We start from the raw sequence: 18,503 nt of genomic DNA, 5'->3' as shown, positions 1-18,503 counted from the left end.
ATATCTTATGCGTTGAAGTAGGAAGTTTAGAACAGTCATTTAACTGTGTAAACTCCTGCTTCAAAATTCCTATTCCGCCTTGAATCTACATCAAATTTCAGCTTTTAATTGCTTTAAAATTCTATTGGTATTTCTATTGCTCCAATAAATCGTCATTAAAAATAAAATTATACAGATTACAAAAAAGAGAGTTGTCAATGCACTCCATTGATTATTTGTTTTTTGAGCTTGTGATAACTTTGCAGTGTTCTTTGCTTTTACTTTTTTTAAAAAACCTTCTAACGGTGCAATACCCTCCTTTACAATGGTGTGTCCAGGTCCTGCATCAAGTACAACTTGATACTCTTCTTTGGGTATGATTATGGTCAGTTCACTCTCTAAAGGAAGCCTTTTTTGGTATAAAACTTCTCCCGTAACCAATGATTCAAGTCGTATCAGTGCTCCAGCAGCTTTTTCACCGGTACTGAACTCTGCCATTACAGTGATGGTATTGTCTTCATTATCAAAGATATTCATCAATAACGAGTGTGCATACAGTGATGAATGCATGACCCAAACCCAAAGTAAAACAACTATTATTTTCATCTCAATTCCTTTTTAAAAATTATAAACTATAATGAACGCCAGTGTTAAAACCACACTTGGAATAAACGCTCTTAAAAGTGCTTCATATTTACTTGACGCCAATGCAATCCAAAATCCAACCAATGCCCACAGTGTTCCATTAAGGATAATACTCATCAAAGTCATATCCTCTTTTTTCACCGAAATAATCGTAATAAGCAGTGCCATCATTAAAATCGTTATAATTAAGCCACCCAAAGTGGCACACACTGTTCGAAACAAACCTATTTTTTTTCCACTTTTTTCTGGGATTTTAAGTTCTCTTATAAATTTTTTCATTGCAAAGCCTTGTTTATCCAAAAATCACTCATCTTTTTTCTCTCTAAAGGCAGTTTTTTAGCAATAACCATCAAAATCAAACCAAACACTATTAAAGCTACATCCATTGCTAATACAGTATAAACTTCTTCTTTAAAAAGTCTTATGGGGTCAAATTCACTCTTTATAAAATGAATCACCGAGCTGCCTATAAATAAAATACCCCCTAAATATAAGAACTCTTTTGCGGCTTGATATGAATTTATTCTATAAAATGACCACGTTAAGGTTCCTACCCACAACACTGAAAACATCCCTTTTTGATACAAAGATTTATCGTGTAAGTCCATAGGCAATGCCCATTGTAAAAAAAACAACAACCCTGTTGCAGGCAAAACACCCACCATTACAGCCAATGACAATTTTCCAAGACTTTGATACACAGGGATAGAAGATGGAAACTTTTTAGCCTTTTTGTCCAAATACAATAAGTTTCCAAACCCAATTGCTAAAGTGGTTAAGAGCATCAAAATCACCACTATACTTCGTGTGATATCATCCACATTAAACAGTAAATGAATATAATTAATAACGTCATAAAATATAACACCCCAGCTTCTATCAAAAACATTTGTTTGTTTGATGACATGCCCATCTACGCCACTTAAAGTGATATTGGGTTGATTTGAGATTCCATTAAAAAAAGGGAAATAAGGGTGATAGCCTTCAAATTTAACAACCGCAGAGGCATCGTTCCAATTGCTCAGTTTTATTCGATAAAAATCCAAATCAGATTCTAGTTGATGTGCTTTTTTTAATAATTGATTAATAGAGAGCATGGGAGTATTACGATTTAGTTTTTCCACTCTTTCATCTTGTGGATGCAATACAGGAAATATAAATTTTCCTACTTGATGTGTCTCACCTTTTGTCGCTATGCTGGTCATTAAAGGAGCTGTTTTTTTACCCAAATTCATAAAAACGGCACTGATTGTAATAATAAAAAAAGGTGTCATGGTCCAAATAAGAATTTTTCTGTGCCATTTGGAAAAAAATCCTGCAGATGTTTTCACTCTGTTTTTATATTGTAATTGTAAAATTTGATACAAACCACCCACAATTAAAATAATACCTGCAGCAGCTGTAAAACCAAATACATACCAACCAAACTCTCCAAAAACTCTTCCATAATGCATATAATTTAAAAATTGGGCAAGTTTGAAATTACTTTTTTCATAAGGAATCTCTTCATATGTTACAGGATTAAAAATTTTGGCTTGCACAAACTTTGTTGAGACTTTTACTGTTGGATCTTTCATGTATCCGGGCAACGAAATCGTAATTGGATTTATTTTGGGATACTCTTTATCGTTTAAAATAGGGGTGATGATTTTGTCATAATCAATGTCGTAATTATCTACAATTTTAATATGTCTTGTGGGATTTTCCCAGTTTTGTATGTAGGGCAATAAAATAGCAAAAACTCCAAAAAAAAGCGCCACATACATAAGAAAAGAGAAACTTATCCCCAATGTAACGTGTATTCTTTGAAGTCGATGATTAAAAACTCTTTTTTTTTCTTGTTGTGTTAATTCATGTATCATGATTACATTTTATCCTTAATAGAGCATGTCCAATGGGTGTGGAACATGCTCTTGTAATTGCTTTGTTTAAAATTTATAATTTAATGTCAATGCATAATTGCGTTCATCACCATACCCACCTTGTCCAGGATAGTATCGGTACTCTTCATCAAACATATTATTAATATTTAAAAGAAGATTTAAGTTATTGTAAATTTCATATTTCAACATGGCATCCACAACCGTATAGGCTTTTTGTTTAATATTTTTATTCAGACCATAACGTGTATATGCTGTATTCAATTCACTTTGCCAGTTTAAACCAGCTCCAATTGTTAATTTATTGTACTGATAACTTGTAAATAGTTTTAAAGTATGTTTTGGTATCTCACCGGGAGATAAACGCTCTTTATTTTCATCTTTTGCATCCGTATAGGTATATCCACCTGAAATATTCCAATCAGGTAAGAGTTCCCCACTTATGGTCACATCCCAACCTTTTATTTCTGCACCATCGATACTTTTATACGCTTGATTCCCTTCAGGTGTTAAACGAGTACCATCGGATATGGCTTTATTATCTTGTTTAGTAATAAAGTAAGAGAGACTTGTATTTAAAAGACCATCATAAAACTCTGATTTCAAACCAAATTCCACAGTATTTCCCTCTTCTGGGTCAAGATAGTCTCCATGCACATTTTGTTGTGAGTTTGGATTAAAAATTGAGGTATAACTTGTATAAGCAGAAATATTTTTATTGATGTCATACACCAATCCAATATACGGTGTAATTTCACTGTGATATTTTTGTGTTTGCTCAGATGGTTCATCTTTATCATTGACTCTCTCCCAATTACTGACTCTGCTTCCCACAATCAGTTTTAATGGATCCATTATTTGTAAATTTAAAGCAACAAAAGCCCCTATTTGCTTCTCATCTACTTTGCTTCGCCCATTTTCAACAATATCAGGATAAGGAATATCGCCATCATAATTTTTATATGGTGCAGTGATCAAAGAGGGACTCACTCTGTAAGAAGGATCATCTGATTTTATTTGATACCCATTGGCTCCAAATGAAAGTTGATGTTCTTGTCCAAAGGCTTTAAACTTGCCTTGTGCATACATATCTAATGCATGAACTTCAGGTGTATTTTTAGCTTTCATTGCCATACCTTCAATATTACCCGTATCTGTATTTAATATCGTTCGAGAAAGCCCCACTAAGCGATCAACTTTTGATTTAGTATAAGAATAATTTGTGATCACTTTCCAATCATTATTAAAATAGTGTTCCAATCCTAAAAGTATGCTTGTCTTTTCAGCATCACTGTATGTCCAATCTGCTGCAGGATTTTTTTCTCTTCCAAACATTGATTGTTCATTTCCATTCTTATCGATTGAAGTGACATGATGAACTGCAACATTGTCCGCTTCAACTTTCTGATAAGAAAAAGCCGTTGTAAAGAGGGTATTATCTGATAAATTAAAATCTAAAGCACCATAAAATAAGCTACTGTCTTGGTGATATCTGTCTTGTTGATTGTCTCCTTCAGAGTATGAAGCAACCAAGCGACCAGTAATGCTTTTACTTTGATTTAGACTGCCGGAAACATCGATTTGGCCTTTGTAGTTATCCCAACTTCCATATGAAGCTTTTGCATTGCCCTGAAACTCTTGAGTAGGCCTTTTTCTTACATAATTAATACTTGCACTTGGATTACCACTTCCATTGGTCAAACCCGTTGACCCTCGTGTTACTTCTATTCGTTCATACATAGCTGAACTCTCTAGTCCCATTGAAGATTGTGTTCCAAAAGATGAAACAGAGACTGGCACACCGTCTCTTAAAACATTGGTTACCTCCATACCTCTGGCAAAATAGGTTGTATGTCCTGCTGATTTTTGACCTAATTGTCTCAATGAAATACCTGGCGTTTGATTTAAAACATCATTGATATCCTCTAAGTTTTGGTCTTCTATTTGTTGACTTGTAATCACGGAAATTGACTGTGGCGTATCTTTTAAACTCAAATTCATTTTTGTTGCACTGGATAAGTTTTTTATCGTATACGAGTTTTGTTGATCTTTATTTGCAATCACTTCAACACTGCCTAAATCACTCTCATTGTTACTGCTTTGTTGTTTTTCTCTGATTACAATGGTATTATTTTGAATGATTGCTTCAAGTCCAGTATTCTTAAAAACCAATTTTAAAGCCTGTTCTAAAGACTCAATGTTCTCTATCTTATTTGCACTTTTACCTTTGAGGATATTTTTATCCACAATATAAGGTATCTTTGCTGTTTTTGATATTGTTTCAATTGCTTCACTTAAATTTGAAGTCTCTATACTAAAGGTATCCTTTGCATATAGACTGCTTACTAATAATAAAGCGACACTGGGTGCTATTAATGATTTTTTTAATAGACTCATCTACTCTCCTTTTATATATCGAATATAAAATAGGTTTTTTAAAACCCATTTATTGATTTTGAGAATTATTCTCTATATAAGAAGACGTTCAAGCTAAAATTTCTTGACACAATATTTGTAAATTTTTTATTTTTTACGTATAACAGTGTTTTATTACCCTTGTCCATACAAATTATTGACGATGCGTAATAATGATTTTATTCTCTTTTTTTTGCACATTTATGGGATGAATTAAAGGTAAAACCATCAAAAAATCATCAAAATGATTGACATTAAAATTACCACTTACGGGAAGTTGTGCTATTGTTTTATTTTCAATGGAAAACTCTACATCAAGATATTTTGAAAACTCTTTTAAAATATGTTCTATGCTTTCTTGATAAAATGCAAACTTGCCCTCACTCCAAAGCGCCATATCATCACTATTGGTTTTACTTAAAGATATGATATTATTAGATTTATCTAAAATCAGACTTTCACCTTTGTTCACCAATGCCAATAATCTATCATTTTCTTTGGGCAATGAGACTTTAACAACCCCTTCTTTAACATTAACTTGTGTTTGTTGTTGATGATTCACAACTTCAAATTTGGTACCCAATACAGTGATATGGACTCTGTTGGTTGCAATTGTAAATGGTCTTTTTTTATTTGAAAAAACATCAAACACGGCTTTCCCATTTGATAACTTAATCTTTCTGCTTGTAGCATAGTATTGAACATCCATGTGCGTATTCACATCGAGTGTCACTTTTGAATAATCTGGTAATTGAATATCTTTTAGGATTTTGTTTGATGCTAAATATTGATTTGAAAAAAGAACTCTTTGTGCAAAAAAACTGATGTATATAACAAACAAAACTGATGCAGCAACCAGTAATGGTGCACAGGATTTAAGAAAAAGTTTTTTTCTGCGTTTTGTTTGATTGATTTTTTCTCTATTTTCTTTAACCTCTGATTTAAGCTCTTGCAAGAATTCTTCAGGCAATTCATCTATTTCAGCAAGCAATGTTTTTTGTTCATTAAACATCCGCAAATGTTTTGGATTTTCATGAATCCATGATAAAAAAAGAGGATCATGTTCTAAACATTTTCCTTCACATTCGAGTCTGATCCACTTGTTTACTTCTGTTTGTATCTTTTCTTCTATAACCATTAAGAATCATCCTCTTCTTTTAATCGTTTTTTTAACTCGATACTTGCTCGTGAGATATGTTTATCAACCGCATGCGAGGATATTCCCATAATATCAGCAATTTCTTGTCTTGTATACCCCTCTAACACATGCAGTACAAAGGCTTCTTTTCTCATGGCAGGCAATTTTTTTAACTCTTTCATTAATATTGTCATTCTGTTATGCTCTATGGTTATCTCTTCAGGTTGTAAACATTGAAAAGCCATCCGATTCTCTTCATATGGAATTTCTCGTTTTTTACTCTTTTTTCTGACCTCATCTATGATGATATTTTTGGCAATTTTATATAAAAAAGCTCTTTTGTTTTCTATTGTTTTTTTCTCTTCTAAAGAGATTATTCTGGTGTAGGTATCATGAAGTATATCTTCAGCTATGTCAGGATTTCTGGTTTTCTTTTTAATAAAATATAATAATTCATCATAGAATTCTATCATTTTCACAAAATCTTTTATTTTAGTATTAATAATCGTTATCATAAATAATTATCAATTAAAGTATACTTAAGTTCTTGATGATGCATAAGAATTTTTGTGTATAATCAGTCTATATTTTGAAGAAAAAGAGAAGCATTGTTCACTTCTCTTTTTAACATTAAATAGTTATGTAGCTCATTAAATTGAATATAAATAACCCATTTGTTCTTTTTAAATTTATATTATTTAATCTCAAATGATATGGTTGCAGCATCTTCTATAGATTCGCAATCTTTATTACCACTGTTTTGTTTATAATAAGTTTTAAGATACCAAAGTCCACTTTTTAAAGCTTTAAAAGTAACCTCACCTTTTAAATTTGTTTTTCCATAAAAAGCCATACTCATATCATTTTTAGAGTATGCTTCTAAATTTCCATATACTTCTTGTATTTTTAAAGGTTTCCCATCTTTTGTTACTTTAAACTTTATTGGCATTCCTTCTTTAAATTGTGAGACTTTTTCCAAAGGAGTAAATTCAACTCCTTTCCCCAAAGGTTTTGTAATGAACTCACTGTCTGCATTTCCTACATTTAAAATCGATTTCGCTGACATTGAATAAACAGCACAATGGTTGACTTCTTTTTTAATATCTTTTCTTGTTTTATTCATGTGCCACTTTTTATCTGCTGTTTCAGTCCAAGGTGTTGGTACATATGTCGCTTGTAGAATATATGTACCCTCTTTTAATCTCTCTGTTCCCTCATAATTGTAAAATTTTCCTTTTTGAGAGAGTGTTATGTTTGTATTTTCACCAATAACTTTTACAGGTTCAAAAAGGACTCTTCTTTCTTCCTTTATCTCTTCAGGTTTTGGGAAATCATGTCCGTATATCATCGTTGCTTTGATGATATCGTCATTTGTTCCTGTAACCCACAACCCGTGAGAAAATGCTGATGTTGCTACAAAGAGCGACATGATGTATATTGAAATTTTTTTCATTTTATTCCTTTTAAAATTTATAATTCATGCTTAATGCAAAACTTCTTGGCGAACCAGGTGTTAACCATGAACGGTCATAACTGCTTGCGATATACTCTTCATCAAAAATATTATTAATATTTAATTTAACTTTTAAATTTTTACTTGCTTGCCAATACGAAGTTAATCCCACCGTAATATAATCGGGTAAAGTAAAACTGTTGATATAATTCCCTTCTCTTTTCCCAACATAAACAATATTACTTCCAATGCCATAAGAAGAGCTATTGGATATGTTTTCTTCCCACATAAGAAGAAGTGCTCCACTGTGCTTAGGAACATTTGACAACTGTTTATCTTCCAAATTAACAACGGCACCACTCCACCAATCAACGGCACCGCCTGCATCTTTAGTCACTTTTGCATCTGTATAGGTATAGTTCGCATTGATTTTTACGTTTGAAGTAATTTGTCCTCCAATATCAAATTCTATACCTTGACTTCTTACTTCACCTGCGGCAATAGAGTACACACCATTGGGATCAGAGCCTGTTAAAACATTCTCTTTGTCAATTCTATATAAAGCGAGACTTGCACCTATGTCTTTATCATCTGATTCAAACTTTAAACCAGTCTCTAAAGAGATTCCTTCTTCTGCTTCAAATGTGTTTCCATTCACATCTACTCCCGAGTTTGGTCTGAAAGATTTTCCAGAAGTGGCATACCAAGACCAATTGGAGTTAATCATGTAAGTTAATCCTATTCTAGGAGATAAAGCATAATCATTTTGAGAAGAAGAAGTGTCATTTTTATAGTTCTTTAAATGAGTATCAATTTCATCATATCTCAAACCAACCAATAACCTCCAAGAGTCCGAGAAAGCCACTTCATCTTGTGCAAAAAATGCTGCTCCTTTTTGCACTTGATTTTCATCTTTGCTTAAGCTTCCTTTCCCTGTTGCTAACGTAGTGTATGTTGGATTACTTCGTATATTATCCATTCTTAAAGAGTTATTAAGGGTATACAATAAAGAATCCTGCTCATAACGATAAGACTCCACACCAAATAAAAGAGTATTTTGAACCCCACCTATGGTTGAAACATTTTTGATATCTGCTTGAAAAGCAATATCTTTAGACTCATAGTCTCTGTATCGAGAACGAAGCATCACACTGTCACTTGTAACATTTACAAAAGGTTTTACCTCCGTACCTGTTCCTTTAAAATCTCCTGTTTTATAAGCCAAACCAACTTTTGCACTCCAATTGTCTGAAAACTGATGCTCTAACTTCAACTGATGCGTATAGTTTTCAAGTATCATCTTTTCATCTGTTGGATTTCCAAAAAATGTTTTATGATCAACACCATCAAGATCGCCATCAAAAGCAACTATCCCTCTATCAAAAGGAGCTTCTTGTCGGATATACTCACCCATATATGATAAATAGGTAGTATCATTGAATTCCCAAAGAAATGAAGGTGCTACGACATATCTTTCACTTTCAATATAATCACGGAAACTTTTTTTCTTTTCTGCAGCAACATTCAATCTGTAAGCAAAAGATTCACTTAATGGTCCCGTTATATCTGCTGATACTCTATAGAAATCATCACTTCCAACCATTGTTGTAATTGAATTTTCATTACTGAATTTTGGTTGTTTTGTAACAATATTTATTGTTCCACCAGGTTCAGTATTTCCATAAAGAGAACCCGATGGTCCCTTTAAAACTTCTATTGTTTCAATATTCGCTGCATCACGAGGAGCATTAAATCCTCTGTTATCAGCAAACCCATTTTTAAGTAGACTTATTCCTGTGTTTTCATGTCCTGAAAACCCTCTGATAGAAAAATTGTCCCAGACTCCTCCAAAATTGTTTTGTCGTGATATTCCACTGGCATAATCTAAAGTCTCATTAAGGCTGACCAGATTGAAGTCATCTAACACTTCTCCTGTAACAATTTGAACCGATTGTGGTGTTTCTAAAAGAGGCGTACCTGTACGAGTCGCCGAAGAAGCTTCTGTTTTATAATAAGATTGTTCATTGCCATCAGAACCACTTACAATGGTTACGTCAGATAAAGAAACGGTATCATTAGTTTTTATCTCTGCTGAATACATTATATTGGGAAAGAATATAAACGATGCAGCTACAATAGAAAAAACTTTTTTCTGCATATATTTTCCTTATATTTATCTATTGCAACTTAGTTGCAAAGACACAATATTAGCAAAAACAGCTTAATGGGTACTTAATTTTGATAATAATTATTACTACAATATTAAGTTGTTTTGAAGAGGTAGATTTTCTACAAAAGAAGAGAGATTCTTCTTTTGTAGAAATTATTTGATGTCATTTTTACCAATAAACTCTTTGGCATTGGCATTATCAAGAACAGTTTTTGCAATCACATTCGCTCTTTCAGCGACATCATTCGTCTGATTTGCAATGGCTGCATTCTCTTGGGTTTGCTTATCCAAACTGTTCACCGCATCATTGATTTGCTCAATCCCTTGAAGTTGCTCTTTAGAAGCCATCTCAATATCTGAAATCAAATCAATTGTTTGTGTAATGTTTTGATTAAGTGTTGTGTACCCCTCAATCATTTTTGAAGCTATCTCTTTACCACTAGTGGCTTTGAGTGTCGCATTTTCTACAATCTCTTTAATCTCTTTGGCGGCTTCTGCTGAACGTGCGGCGAGGTTTCGTACCTCTTGTGCCACCACTGCAAAGCCCTTCCCTGCTTCTCCTGCAGTGGCTGCTTCCACTGCAGCATTGAGGGAGAGAATATTGGTTTGGAATGCAATTTGGTCAATGACTGAAATCGCTTCGTTGATCAACGTCACTTGCTCATTGATGTCATCCATAGAGACCGTTGTTTCATTGGCCAATTTCTCACCATCATTAGCTGAAGTCAATACGTTTTGAGACAACGTAGCCATTTTTGTAACATTTTGTGAGTTTTGTCTGATATTGCCTGTGATTTGCTCTAAAGCGGCTGAAGTCTCTTCTAAGTTAGCTGCCGCATCATTGGTGGAATCATTGAGTTGACTCATGTTATCCAATAACTGTGTTGAACTTTTTCCCAGTTGAATCCCCATGGATTTATTTTCAACCAACATCTCATTGATGATTTCAGCTAAATCATTGAGTCCTTGAGCGACTAACCCTTTATCATTTTTCACACGTTGTGTAAAATCAAGGGCTTTAAACTTAAGTAACAGCGCTTTGAGTTGATTCACATCACTGCACACGTTGTGTGAGGTTACGTCCAACATCTCATTGAGTTGGTTTTTGAGTTGTTCTAAACTTTTGTTATGCGTTGTAGAGTTCACTCTTTGAGTAAAATCCCCCTCTTTGATTTTAGAGACCACTGTTGTCACTTCCTCAATCAATGCTCTGTCTTGAGACAGAAGCAATTGTGTTTGTTCAATGTTGTGGTTGATCACCGTTGACATTTGTGCAAACTCATCTTCTCCATTTATTTCTAACGCAGAGACATTTGAACTCTCTTGGTTTAAAAATGCAAAAAATTGAGATAAACCATCATTGAGTTTTTTCAATGGTGTCTCAACAATTTTTGATGAAAGTATCACTAAAAGCAGTGTAATAACAATGAGTGTAACAATAAAGGCAATGGCAATAACCATTGTCGCCTCTTTACTAAAAGAGTAGACATCTTCAGCCCCATCGGTTACAACTAAAATCGCATTAAACCCTTTTAAATGTTTAACATACGCCAGTTTAGGTTCTCCTTTAAAATTGTATTCCATAAATCGATCTTCACCTGAAATCATCTCTTTAAAAGTAAATCGACCTTGGTCATCTTTTGTTTCTAAGACATTTTGACCTTCAAGGCTTGGATGAATAAGCAGTGTCCCTTTATTATCCATCATAAAAGCATAACCCTGTTCATTAATTTTAATTTTCTTAATATCCTCTTTCAATGATTCTAAAACAGACGTAAAATCATACCCAATAAACATAATACCAATCACTTCACCTTTTTCAATAATCGGTTCATAGACCACATAATAATCTTTTCCAAAAAGTTTCACTTTTCCATAGAAAGTCTCTTTATTTAAAATGGGTTTGAGTGCCGGAGATTTATTTCCCAACATGGTTCCAAAAGCACGTGTACCATCATCTTTTTCTAAAGTTGTTGAGACACGAACAAAATCATCCCCCATTCGCGCAAAGACTGTGGCAATAACCCCTGTACGTTTTGTAAAACTTTCTAAAGGAAGAAAGTTATTATTTAAAAGCACGTCTCCATTAAAAAAAGCGGGGGCATCTATGCTCCCTACTTTTTGAATCTCTTCGGGGAAAATCTCATACTCATACGGCAAATAACTCTTAAAAACACGCATAAAGTCATTCATGACATTGTGTAAATTGCTGTCTAAACTTTTAAAAGCAATAGAGATATGATCTGCACTGGCCTGAAACCCTTTTTTTGATTCTTGTACTGAACGATTTGAAATAATATTTGATAAGACAATCGTTACAATTAAAAACAAAATAATTAACGTTGATAAAATGTATGCTAAAAATTTCGATTTTAATGATTTAAAAGAAAGCATCGTTAACTCCTGTATAATTTCTGAAGAATTATATCAAAGTTTTCGTTATTTTATTGGTAAAATTATATTTACTTTTAATTTTTTCCCGATTTTATCGAAGATAAAAAATGATTATATATGTATAAGTTATGTAATAAAAATTATTTTTTACAAAAAAGTAATTTTATAAATTATGTTATAATACTTTTATGAGATGTATCAGCTGCCAAACTTTCTCTTTTAACATCATTTGTAAAAGCTGTCAAAAAAGGCTTTTTACGCCCAACTTGTACAAAAAAGAGTTGGCTAAAAACTTTTTTGTTTACTCCTTTTATAATTATGAAGAGATAGAGGAACTTATACAGAGCAAATACTACTTTCATGGTGATCGGGTTTATAACATATTGGCTCAACTCTCATTTAAAAAGTTTGCTCAAACATTTACTTACGACAAAACCATTCACGCCATTCCTATAGATGATCATACACTGCATGACTTTTCTCAAACGGCACTTTTAACAAAATATCTAAAATCTGAATTCATCAAACCCAAATACAATCAACTCAAAGCGACCAATCAGGTTAAATATGCAGGAAAAGATTTAAAATACAGAGAAGAAAATCCAAGAAAATTTGTCTATAAAGGTTTACCTTACCAAGAGGTTATTTTAGTGGATGATTTAATCACCACAGGCACCACACTTTTAGAAGCACGGAAAACCTTACTTAAACACAAAGTTACTCCCCTGTTTGCTTTAACCTTATCAACATTTATACAATAATTACCTTCAATAAGATATAATCACAGCAGATAAACGTAGGACGATGTATGATTGGAATTATTGACTATAACATGGGAAACTTAGCCAGTGTGTATAACGCCTGTCATCTTTTAGATGCCAAAGCGCACATTGTACGAGATCCCAATGAATTAAAAAACTATAACCGAATTATTTTACCAGGAGTAGGTGCATTTGGTGATGCGATGGAGCACTTAAAAAGTACAGGTATGCAAGAAGCCGTCATGCAGTTTGCACAAACAGGAAAACCCATGCTTGGTATTTGTTTGGGCATGCAACTGCTGTTTGACGCTTCACAAGAGTTTGGTCTGAATAAAGGTTTGGGTCTCATTGAAGGACAAATTGTGCTGTTTGATAAATCACAAATGCACGAAGATTCGAAAATTCCTCACATGGGATGGAACACCATCCAAAACAGAAACAGCATGCTGTTTCATGGATTAGAGAATCCATACCTTTACTTTGTACACTCATATCATGTAGACACTCCCGATGAAAATGTCATTGGCTACACTGAATATGGGTATAAATTTGCAAGTGCCGTGAATAAAGATAATATTTACGGTATTCAACCCCACCCTGAGAAATCACATGATAATGGATTAAGGATTTTAAAGAACTTTATGTCCATTAAATAACAGGAGGACATCATGAAAACGATTGCAATCAGTGGCGCTTCAGGATTTGTAGGAACTCATATTAAAGAGTATTTTACCCCTTTAGGGTACGAAGTGGTGGGTATTTCACGAAGTGATTTATCCAACGAACAACAATTGCAAGAGAAAATTGCCAAAAGCGATGTAGTGATAAATCTTGCAGGTGCGAATATCATTCATCGATGGAGTGACTCCTACAAAGAGTTGCTTTATCACAGTCGAATTGATACCACACAAAAAATTGTGGATGCGATTAAAAAGGTAGAGAATAAACCCGCTGTGTTGATTTCAACATCGGCTGTGGGTATTTACTCGAATGAACAAGTCAATTCAGAAGAGGATTTTAAATACGGTGACAACTTCTTAACCAATGTATGTAAACAGTGGGAAGAAGAAGCTTTTAAAGCCAAAGAGGATACAAGAGTATGTATCTTCAGATTTGGCATTGTATTAGGAAAAGATGGCGGCGCACTTCAAACCATGTTACCGCCATTTAAATTTGGTGTGGGTGGTACTATTGGGGATGGAAGTCAATACTTCTCATTTATTCATATAGAGGATTTACTTCGAGCCTATGAGTTCATCATCACACATGCACAACATAATGGGATTTTTAACTTAGGTGCGCCAGAACCAACAACCAACAAAGGTTTGACCAAAGCCTTAGGCAAAACGTTGCATCGACCAACACTCTTTCCTGTACCGCAGTTTGCACTGCAACTGATTTATGGAGAGGGTGCAAGTGTATTAACCGATGGACAAAGCATGGTTCCAAAACATCTGTTAGATTGTGGATTTGAGTTTAAATATCACAACATAGAACAAACCATAGAAAATTTATTAGGAGAGTAGGAAAACAATGGATATTTTACCGGCGATTGATTTAAAAGATGGACAAGCCGTTCGATTAAGTAAAGGGCTCATGGAGAGTGCTAAAATTTACAGTGATGAACCGTGGCAAGTCGCAAAACGATTTGAAGAGTTAGGAAGCAAATGGTTGCATATCGTAGATTTAAACGGTGCCTTTGCAGGAGAACCAGCAAACTTAGAGCAAATTAAAAAAATTCGAGAAAACTGTAATTTAAAAATCGAACTGGGTGGTGGTATTCGTGATGAAGAGACCATTAAAATGTATGTTGACTTAGGTGTTGACCGTCTGATTTTAGGTTCAATTGCTGTAAAAAATCCACAGTTTGTAAAAGACATGGCAGCCAAATACCCCATTGCTGTTGGAATTGATGCCATGAATGGTATGGTTGCTGTTGAAGGATGGGCAGAAGTATCAAGCATGAAAGCAACCGATTTAGCACAAGAGTTTGCCCATGCAGGCGTGCAAGCAATTATCTGTACAGATATCAGCAAAGATGGAATGTTGTGCGGTGTCAATGTTGAATTCACACACAGCATAGCACAAGCAAGCGGCGTGGATACCATTGCAAGTGGTGGCGTAAAAGATATTCAAGATATTATCAACTGCAAAAACAATGGCGAGATTGCAGGAGTGATTGTGGGAAAAGCTTTCTATGAGGGTACGCTTGATTTAGAAGAGGCATTTAAGCTTTTATAAAAATTTACTTAAAAAATTAGATTATAATAATTTTATTTATGATATTATATTGCAAAAATTTTTAAGGTTTGGGAAGATGAACACCAATAAGAAGATTACTCTGATTATTTTTTCAATGGTAACATTACTGACATTGATTATAGTAGCACTGGTTGCAATTGGTTCACGTGAAAGTGGATACGAAAGTGCTAAAAAGCGTGCCTACTTAACAGCCGATATTGTCAAAAATGCTTTAACTTCACACATGGTGAATGGAAACATGGATCAAAGAAATGTCTTCTTAAATTCGCTTGAACGTATGAAAGAGCTTGATGAGCTATGGGTCGTACGTTCTTCAACGGTGAGCAAACAGTTTGGTGTTTCATCATTGGCCAATGAAATTCCACGAGACACTACAGATGAAAAAGTTTTAAAAACTGGAAAAGAGGAGATTGTAATTAATGAGTCCTTGCAACGAGCAACGCTTAGAATCACCATTCCTTATATCGCTTCATCTTTAGATAAACCCAACTGTCTTTCATGTCATGATGCCAAAGAGGGAGAGGTCTTAGGAGCCATCTCTGTTAAATTTGATATTCAAGAAGACCGTCTTTCAAGCATTGCCATTTTACTTAATATCATTGTGATTGTGGTTCTTTTTTTGATTTTCATTCTGATTTTTATCAGCCGAAAAATCAAACCATATACCTCTTCGTTTGACTCAATTACTAAAACGTTAAAAATGGTTCATGAAGGAAACTATTCTGTACGAGCCAAAGAGGGAGCGCTTAAAGAGGATAAAGAGGCTTCTATGTGGCTCAATGAACTCATTGAAAAACTTGAAACGGTATTGACTGGAATTGAGAAAAACCTAACGGCATTTGTGCATAACCGTTCCATCAATGTCAATAATGACAAACTGCTTACAGCCAAAGAGATTATTGAAGACATTTCAGAGATTTACCACTTCAAAAAAACCATTGAAACTGATATTTCACGAGAAGATATCTACTATCGATTGGTGCAAGTACTCAAAGACAAACTGCTTGTAAATCACTTCTTTATTTTTGAAAATGACTTAACCAAAGATGAAAGAAAGCTGATTTATAAAACTGAAGGGGATACGGCGTGTTGTAATATCACCAATGATGTAAAAGAGCTGTGTCGAGCAGAGAGAACCGATATCATCGTCTCATCTGAGAACTTCCCTGAAGTGTGTCGAATGGCAGATTGCAATTCTTGCAAAGATTATGTCTGTATTCCGTTCTCTATCAATGAGCAAAAAAGTGTGACTATTCATATTCTGTGCAAAGACAATGAGTGTTTGAAACATGTGAAATACCAAATTGGTATCATTAAAAAATATCTTGAAGAGACCAAACCTATTTTAGAGAGCCGAATGCTCATGGATGTCTTACGAGAGCGAAACCTCATTGATGGTTTAACCGGTCTTTATAACCGTAAATATCTGGATGAATTCATTGACAAAAAAATGCCAATGGAGTTGGAACTTGGACATACCTATGCCATCATGTTCTTAGATATTGACTACTTTAAGATGGTCAATGACACCTATGGACACGATGCAGGAGATGCTATTTTACAAAAATTAGCTAAAACGATGAAAGAGTCTATCAGTGAAAATGAAGTCATCATTCGTTTTGGTGGAGAAGAGTTCTTAATTGTTATGAAAAATCCAACTGAAGAGAGTGCGTTAGAATTGGCTCAAACCATTAATGCTGAATTTGCGAAGTTGGTCTTTAACTTCAACAATGAATCATTCAGTAAAACAGTCAGTATTGGATACTCTTTCTTTCCTAAAGATACCGATCAAATCTGGAAATGTATCAAGTTTGCTGATCTGTGTTTATACGAAGCAAAAGAGACCGGACGAAACAAAGTCATTCGATTTAAACCAGAACTTCTTAAAAATGCGAACAAAGAAGAGTACTAAACCATGTGTTTGGTACTCTCACTTATTTTTATCGCCGTTGCTTACACCTTCTTTCAAGAGAGCAACTGGCTTCTTTTTTCTATCAATCTTGTTTTAGCTCTTTTTTTTATTGCACTTCTTATTCGAAATATCATTACAACTAAAAAAGAACGTACTAAAACGTAGGAGCTATTATGCCCATTAAAAAATTTACTCAACATCTCAATGAACGTTTACAAAACGAAGAGGATGCACGCGCATGTAAAGCGATAGAGGAGCGTGCTTGTCGTGTGGTTCCTGGCAACTACTTTCTTACACTCATAAGCTACTTTTTCAACACGCTGGCTGATTCCATTGCTAATGCAAAAGTGGTCATCCCTTGGATCATGCAAACACTCAACGCCCCTGTTTTTTTGATCAGTTTTTTAGTACCCATTCGTGAATCAGGTGCCATGCTTCCACAACTTTTTATTGGGGCTTACATACGACAAAAACCCATACGTAAATGGGTATGGGTGTTAGGTGCCCTATTACAAGCATTGACTATGGGTGGAATTGCCTTGGTTGCTTATACACTTGAAGGCATGGTTGCAGGGTATGCCATCATTGCTTTATTACTTCTGTTTTCTTTAGCACGAGGTTTGAGTTCCGTTGCAGCCAAAGATGTCTTAGGAAAAACCATTCCTAAAAAAAGACGTGGAAAACTCACAGGTGTATCAAGCAGTTTTGCAGGTTTGGTTGTGATTGTATTGGGTGCATATTTGCTTTTTGTTGGTGAGAAACCCTTCTCACCTGAAAACTTTGCAGTGCTACTATGTTTAGCGGGACTTTGTTGGATATTGGCTGCAATTTTTTATGGAAACATCACAGAGTATCCTGGAGAAACAGAGGGTGGAGGCAATGCAGCCGCGATTGCTATAAAAAAAATTTCACTGCTTAAAACCGATAAAATGTTTCGTCTGTTTGTCATCAGTCGAGCATTGTTTTTATCTTCTGTGTTAAGTGCTCCCTTTTTTATTATCTTAGCACAAGAGTACACCAACTCCAATACCTATTTGCTTGGGTTTTTCATTCTAGCCAATGGTCTATCGGCTCTTCTTTCGGCTCCTTTTTGGGGAAACTTTGCAGATTTATCCAGCAGAAAAGTGATGATAGTTGGTGCCATGATTACCTCTGTGTTAGGTGTGATTCTGTTTTGCATTGACCTTTTAGCACCACACTGGTTTGCCAATATTTGGTTTATGCCCATATTGTATTTCTTTTTAAGTATTGGTTATCATGGTATTCGTGTGGGAAGAAAGACCTATGTGGTTGATATGGCCGAAGGGAATAAACGTACAGATTATGTCTCTGTGAGCAATACTCTTATTGGTTTTATTCTGCTTTTAACAGGTTTTGTTGGAAGTTTAAATGCCATCATGAGTATCAGTTCAATTATTCTGACACTTTCCATTGTCGGTTTTATTGGGGTCTATTTAACCTATAAACTGCCCGAAGTTCAAGAAGAGGAGTAAC

16 protein-coding genes are annotated in these 18,503 nt (G+C 34.5%); 7 read left to right on the top strand and 9 right to left on the bottom strand.

Going from position 1 to position 18,503, the window contains the following annotated elements; translation table 11 throughout:
• Positions 1–90 precede the first annotated feature (90 nt).
• The 9 genes from CRV04_RS00165 to CRV04_RS12920 all read right to left on the bottom strand — a co-directional run bounded on the left by CRV04_RS00165 (position 91) and on the right by CRV04_RS12920 (position 12,074).
• On the bottom strand, positions 91–585 hold the full coding sequence (locus CRV04_RS00165; RefSeq protein ID WP_228126417.1) for a hypothetical protein: 495 nt from the start codon (positions 583–585) through the stop codon (positions 91–93).
• A 12-nt stretch (positions 586–597) separates the two neighbouring features.
• The gene (locus CRV04_RS00160; protein ID WP_128994607.1) at positions 598–903 is read right to left on the bottom strand and encodes a hypothetical protein; all 306 of its coding nucleotides are present in this window, start codon (positions 901–903) and stop codon (positions 598–600) included.
• Positions 900–2,486 (bottom strand): PepSY-associated TM helix domain-containing protein, encoded by a 1,587-nt coding sequence (locus tag CRV04_RS00155; RefSeq protein ID WP_128994606.1) that lies wholly within the window; start codon positions 2,484–2,486, stop codon positions 900–902. The genes CRV04_RS00160 and CRV04_RS00155 overlap by 4 nt, the downstream gene beginning before the upstream one ends.
• A 66-nt stretch (positions 2,487–2,552) precedes the next feature.
• Entirely contained in the window at positions 2,553–4,901 is a 2,349-nt protein-coding gene (locus CRV04_RS00150) for a TonB-dependent siderophore receptor (RefSeq protein WP_128994605.1), read from the bottom strand.
• 172 nt (positions 4,902–5,073) lie between these two features.
• Positions 5,074–6,057 (bottom strand): FecR family protein, encoded by a 984-nt coding sequence (locus tag CRV04_RS00145; protein WP_228126416.1) that lies wholly within the window; start codon positions 6,055–6,057, stop codon positions 5,074–5,076.
• Positions 6,057–6,572: an RNA polymerase sigma factor gene (locus CRV04_RS00140; protein WP_228126415.1), complete on the bottom strand. Its 516-nt coding sequence runs from the start codon at positions 6,570–6,572 to the stop codon at positions 6,057–6,059. The genes CRV04_RS00145 and CRV04_RS00140 overlap by 1 nt, the downstream gene beginning before the upstream one ends.
• Before the next feature lie 179 nt (positions 6,573–6,751).
• The gene (locus tag CRV04_RS00135; protein ID WP_128994603.1) at positions 6,752–7,510 is read right to left on the bottom strand and encodes a DUF4198 domain-containing protein; all 759 of its coding nucleotides are present in this window, start codon (positions 7,508–7,510) and stop codon (positions 6,752–6,754) included.
• Between the two features lie 10 nt (positions 7,511–7,520).
• Complete coding sequence (locus CRV04_RS00130) at positions 7,521–9,668, bottom strand: TonB-dependent siderophore receptor (protein ID WP_128994602.1); 2,148 nt, start codon at positions 9,666–9,668, stop codon at positions 7,521–7,523.
• A gap of 165 nt (positions 9,669–9,833) precedes the next feature.
• Positions 9,834–12,074, bottom strand: a complete 2,241-nt coding sequence (locus tag CRV04_RS12920) for a methyl-accepting chemotaxis protein (RefSeq protein ID WP_128994601.1) — start codon at positions 12,072–12,074, stop codon at positions 9,834–9,836.
• A gap of 188 nt (positions 12,075–12,262) precedes the next feature.
• Here CRV04_RS12920 and CRV04_RS00120 point away from each other — a divergent pair, with 188 nt between their 5' ends.
• From CRV04_RS00120 to CRV04_RS00095, 7 genes are all read left to right on the top strand, one after another.
• Complete coding sequence (locus CRV04_RS00120) at positions 12,263–12,835, top strand: ComF family protein (RefSeq protein WP_128994600.1); 573 nt, start codon at positions 12,263–12,265, stop codon at positions 12,833–12,835.
• Positions 12,836–12,882: 47 nt separating this feature from the next.
• The gene (hisH, locus tag CRV04_RS00115) at positions 12,883–13,491 is read left to right on the top strand and encodes an imidazole glycerol phosphate synthase subunit HisH (RefSeq protein WP_128994599.1); all 609 of its coding nucleotides are present in this window, start codon (positions 12,883–12,885) and stop codon (positions 13,489–13,491) included.
• A gap of 12 nt (positions 13,492–13,503) precedes the next feature.
• Positions 13,504–14,361, top strand: a complete 858-nt coding sequence (locus CRV04_RS00110) for a TIGR01777 family oxidoreductase (protein ID WP_128994598.1) — start codon at positions 13,504–13,506, stop codon at positions 14,359–14,361.
• 7 nt (positions 14,362–14,368) lie between these two features.
• Complete coding sequence (hisA, locus tag CRV04_RS00105; protein WP_128994597.1) at positions 14,369–15,076, top strand: 1-(5-phosphoribosyl)-5-[(5-phosphoribosylamino)methylideneamino]imidazole-4-carboxamide isomerase; 708 nt, start codon at positions 14,369–14,371, stop codon at positions 15,074–15,076.
• A 76-nt stretch (positions 15,077–15,152) separates the two neighbouring features.
• Positions 15,153–17,009 carry a GGDEF domain-containing protein gene (locus tag CRV04_RS00100; protein ID WP_128994596.1) on the top strand — a complete coding sequence of 619 codons (1,857 nt, stop codon included), beginning with the start codon at positions 15,153–15,155 and terminating at the stop codon, positions 17,007–17,009.
• 3 nt (positions 17,010–17,012) lie between these two features.
• The gene (locus CRV04_RS12790) at positions 17,013–17,174 is read left to right on the top strand and encodes a hypothetical protein (RefSeq protein WP_164969080.1); all 162 of its coding nucleotides are present in this window, start codon (positions 17,013–17,015) and stop codon (positions 17,172–17,174) included.
• Positions 17,175–17,182: 8 nt separating this feature from the next.
• Positions 17,183–18,502, top strand: a complete 1,320-nt coding sequence (locus CRV04_RS00095; RefSeq protein WP_128994595.1) for an MFS transporter — start codon at positions 17,183–17,185, stop codon at positions 18,500–18,502.
• The last annotated feature ends 1 nt before the right edge of the window (position 18,503 follow it).

This window comes from Candidatus Marinarcus aquaticus, assembly GCF_004116335.1.
GTDB classification, from domain to species: Bacteria; Campylobacterota; Campylobacteria; order Campylobacterales; family Arcobacteraceae; genus Marinarcus; species Marinarcus aquaticus.
Note: the sequence above shows the minus strand (reverse complement) of the source record. Positions and strands in the feature narration are given on the sequence as shown.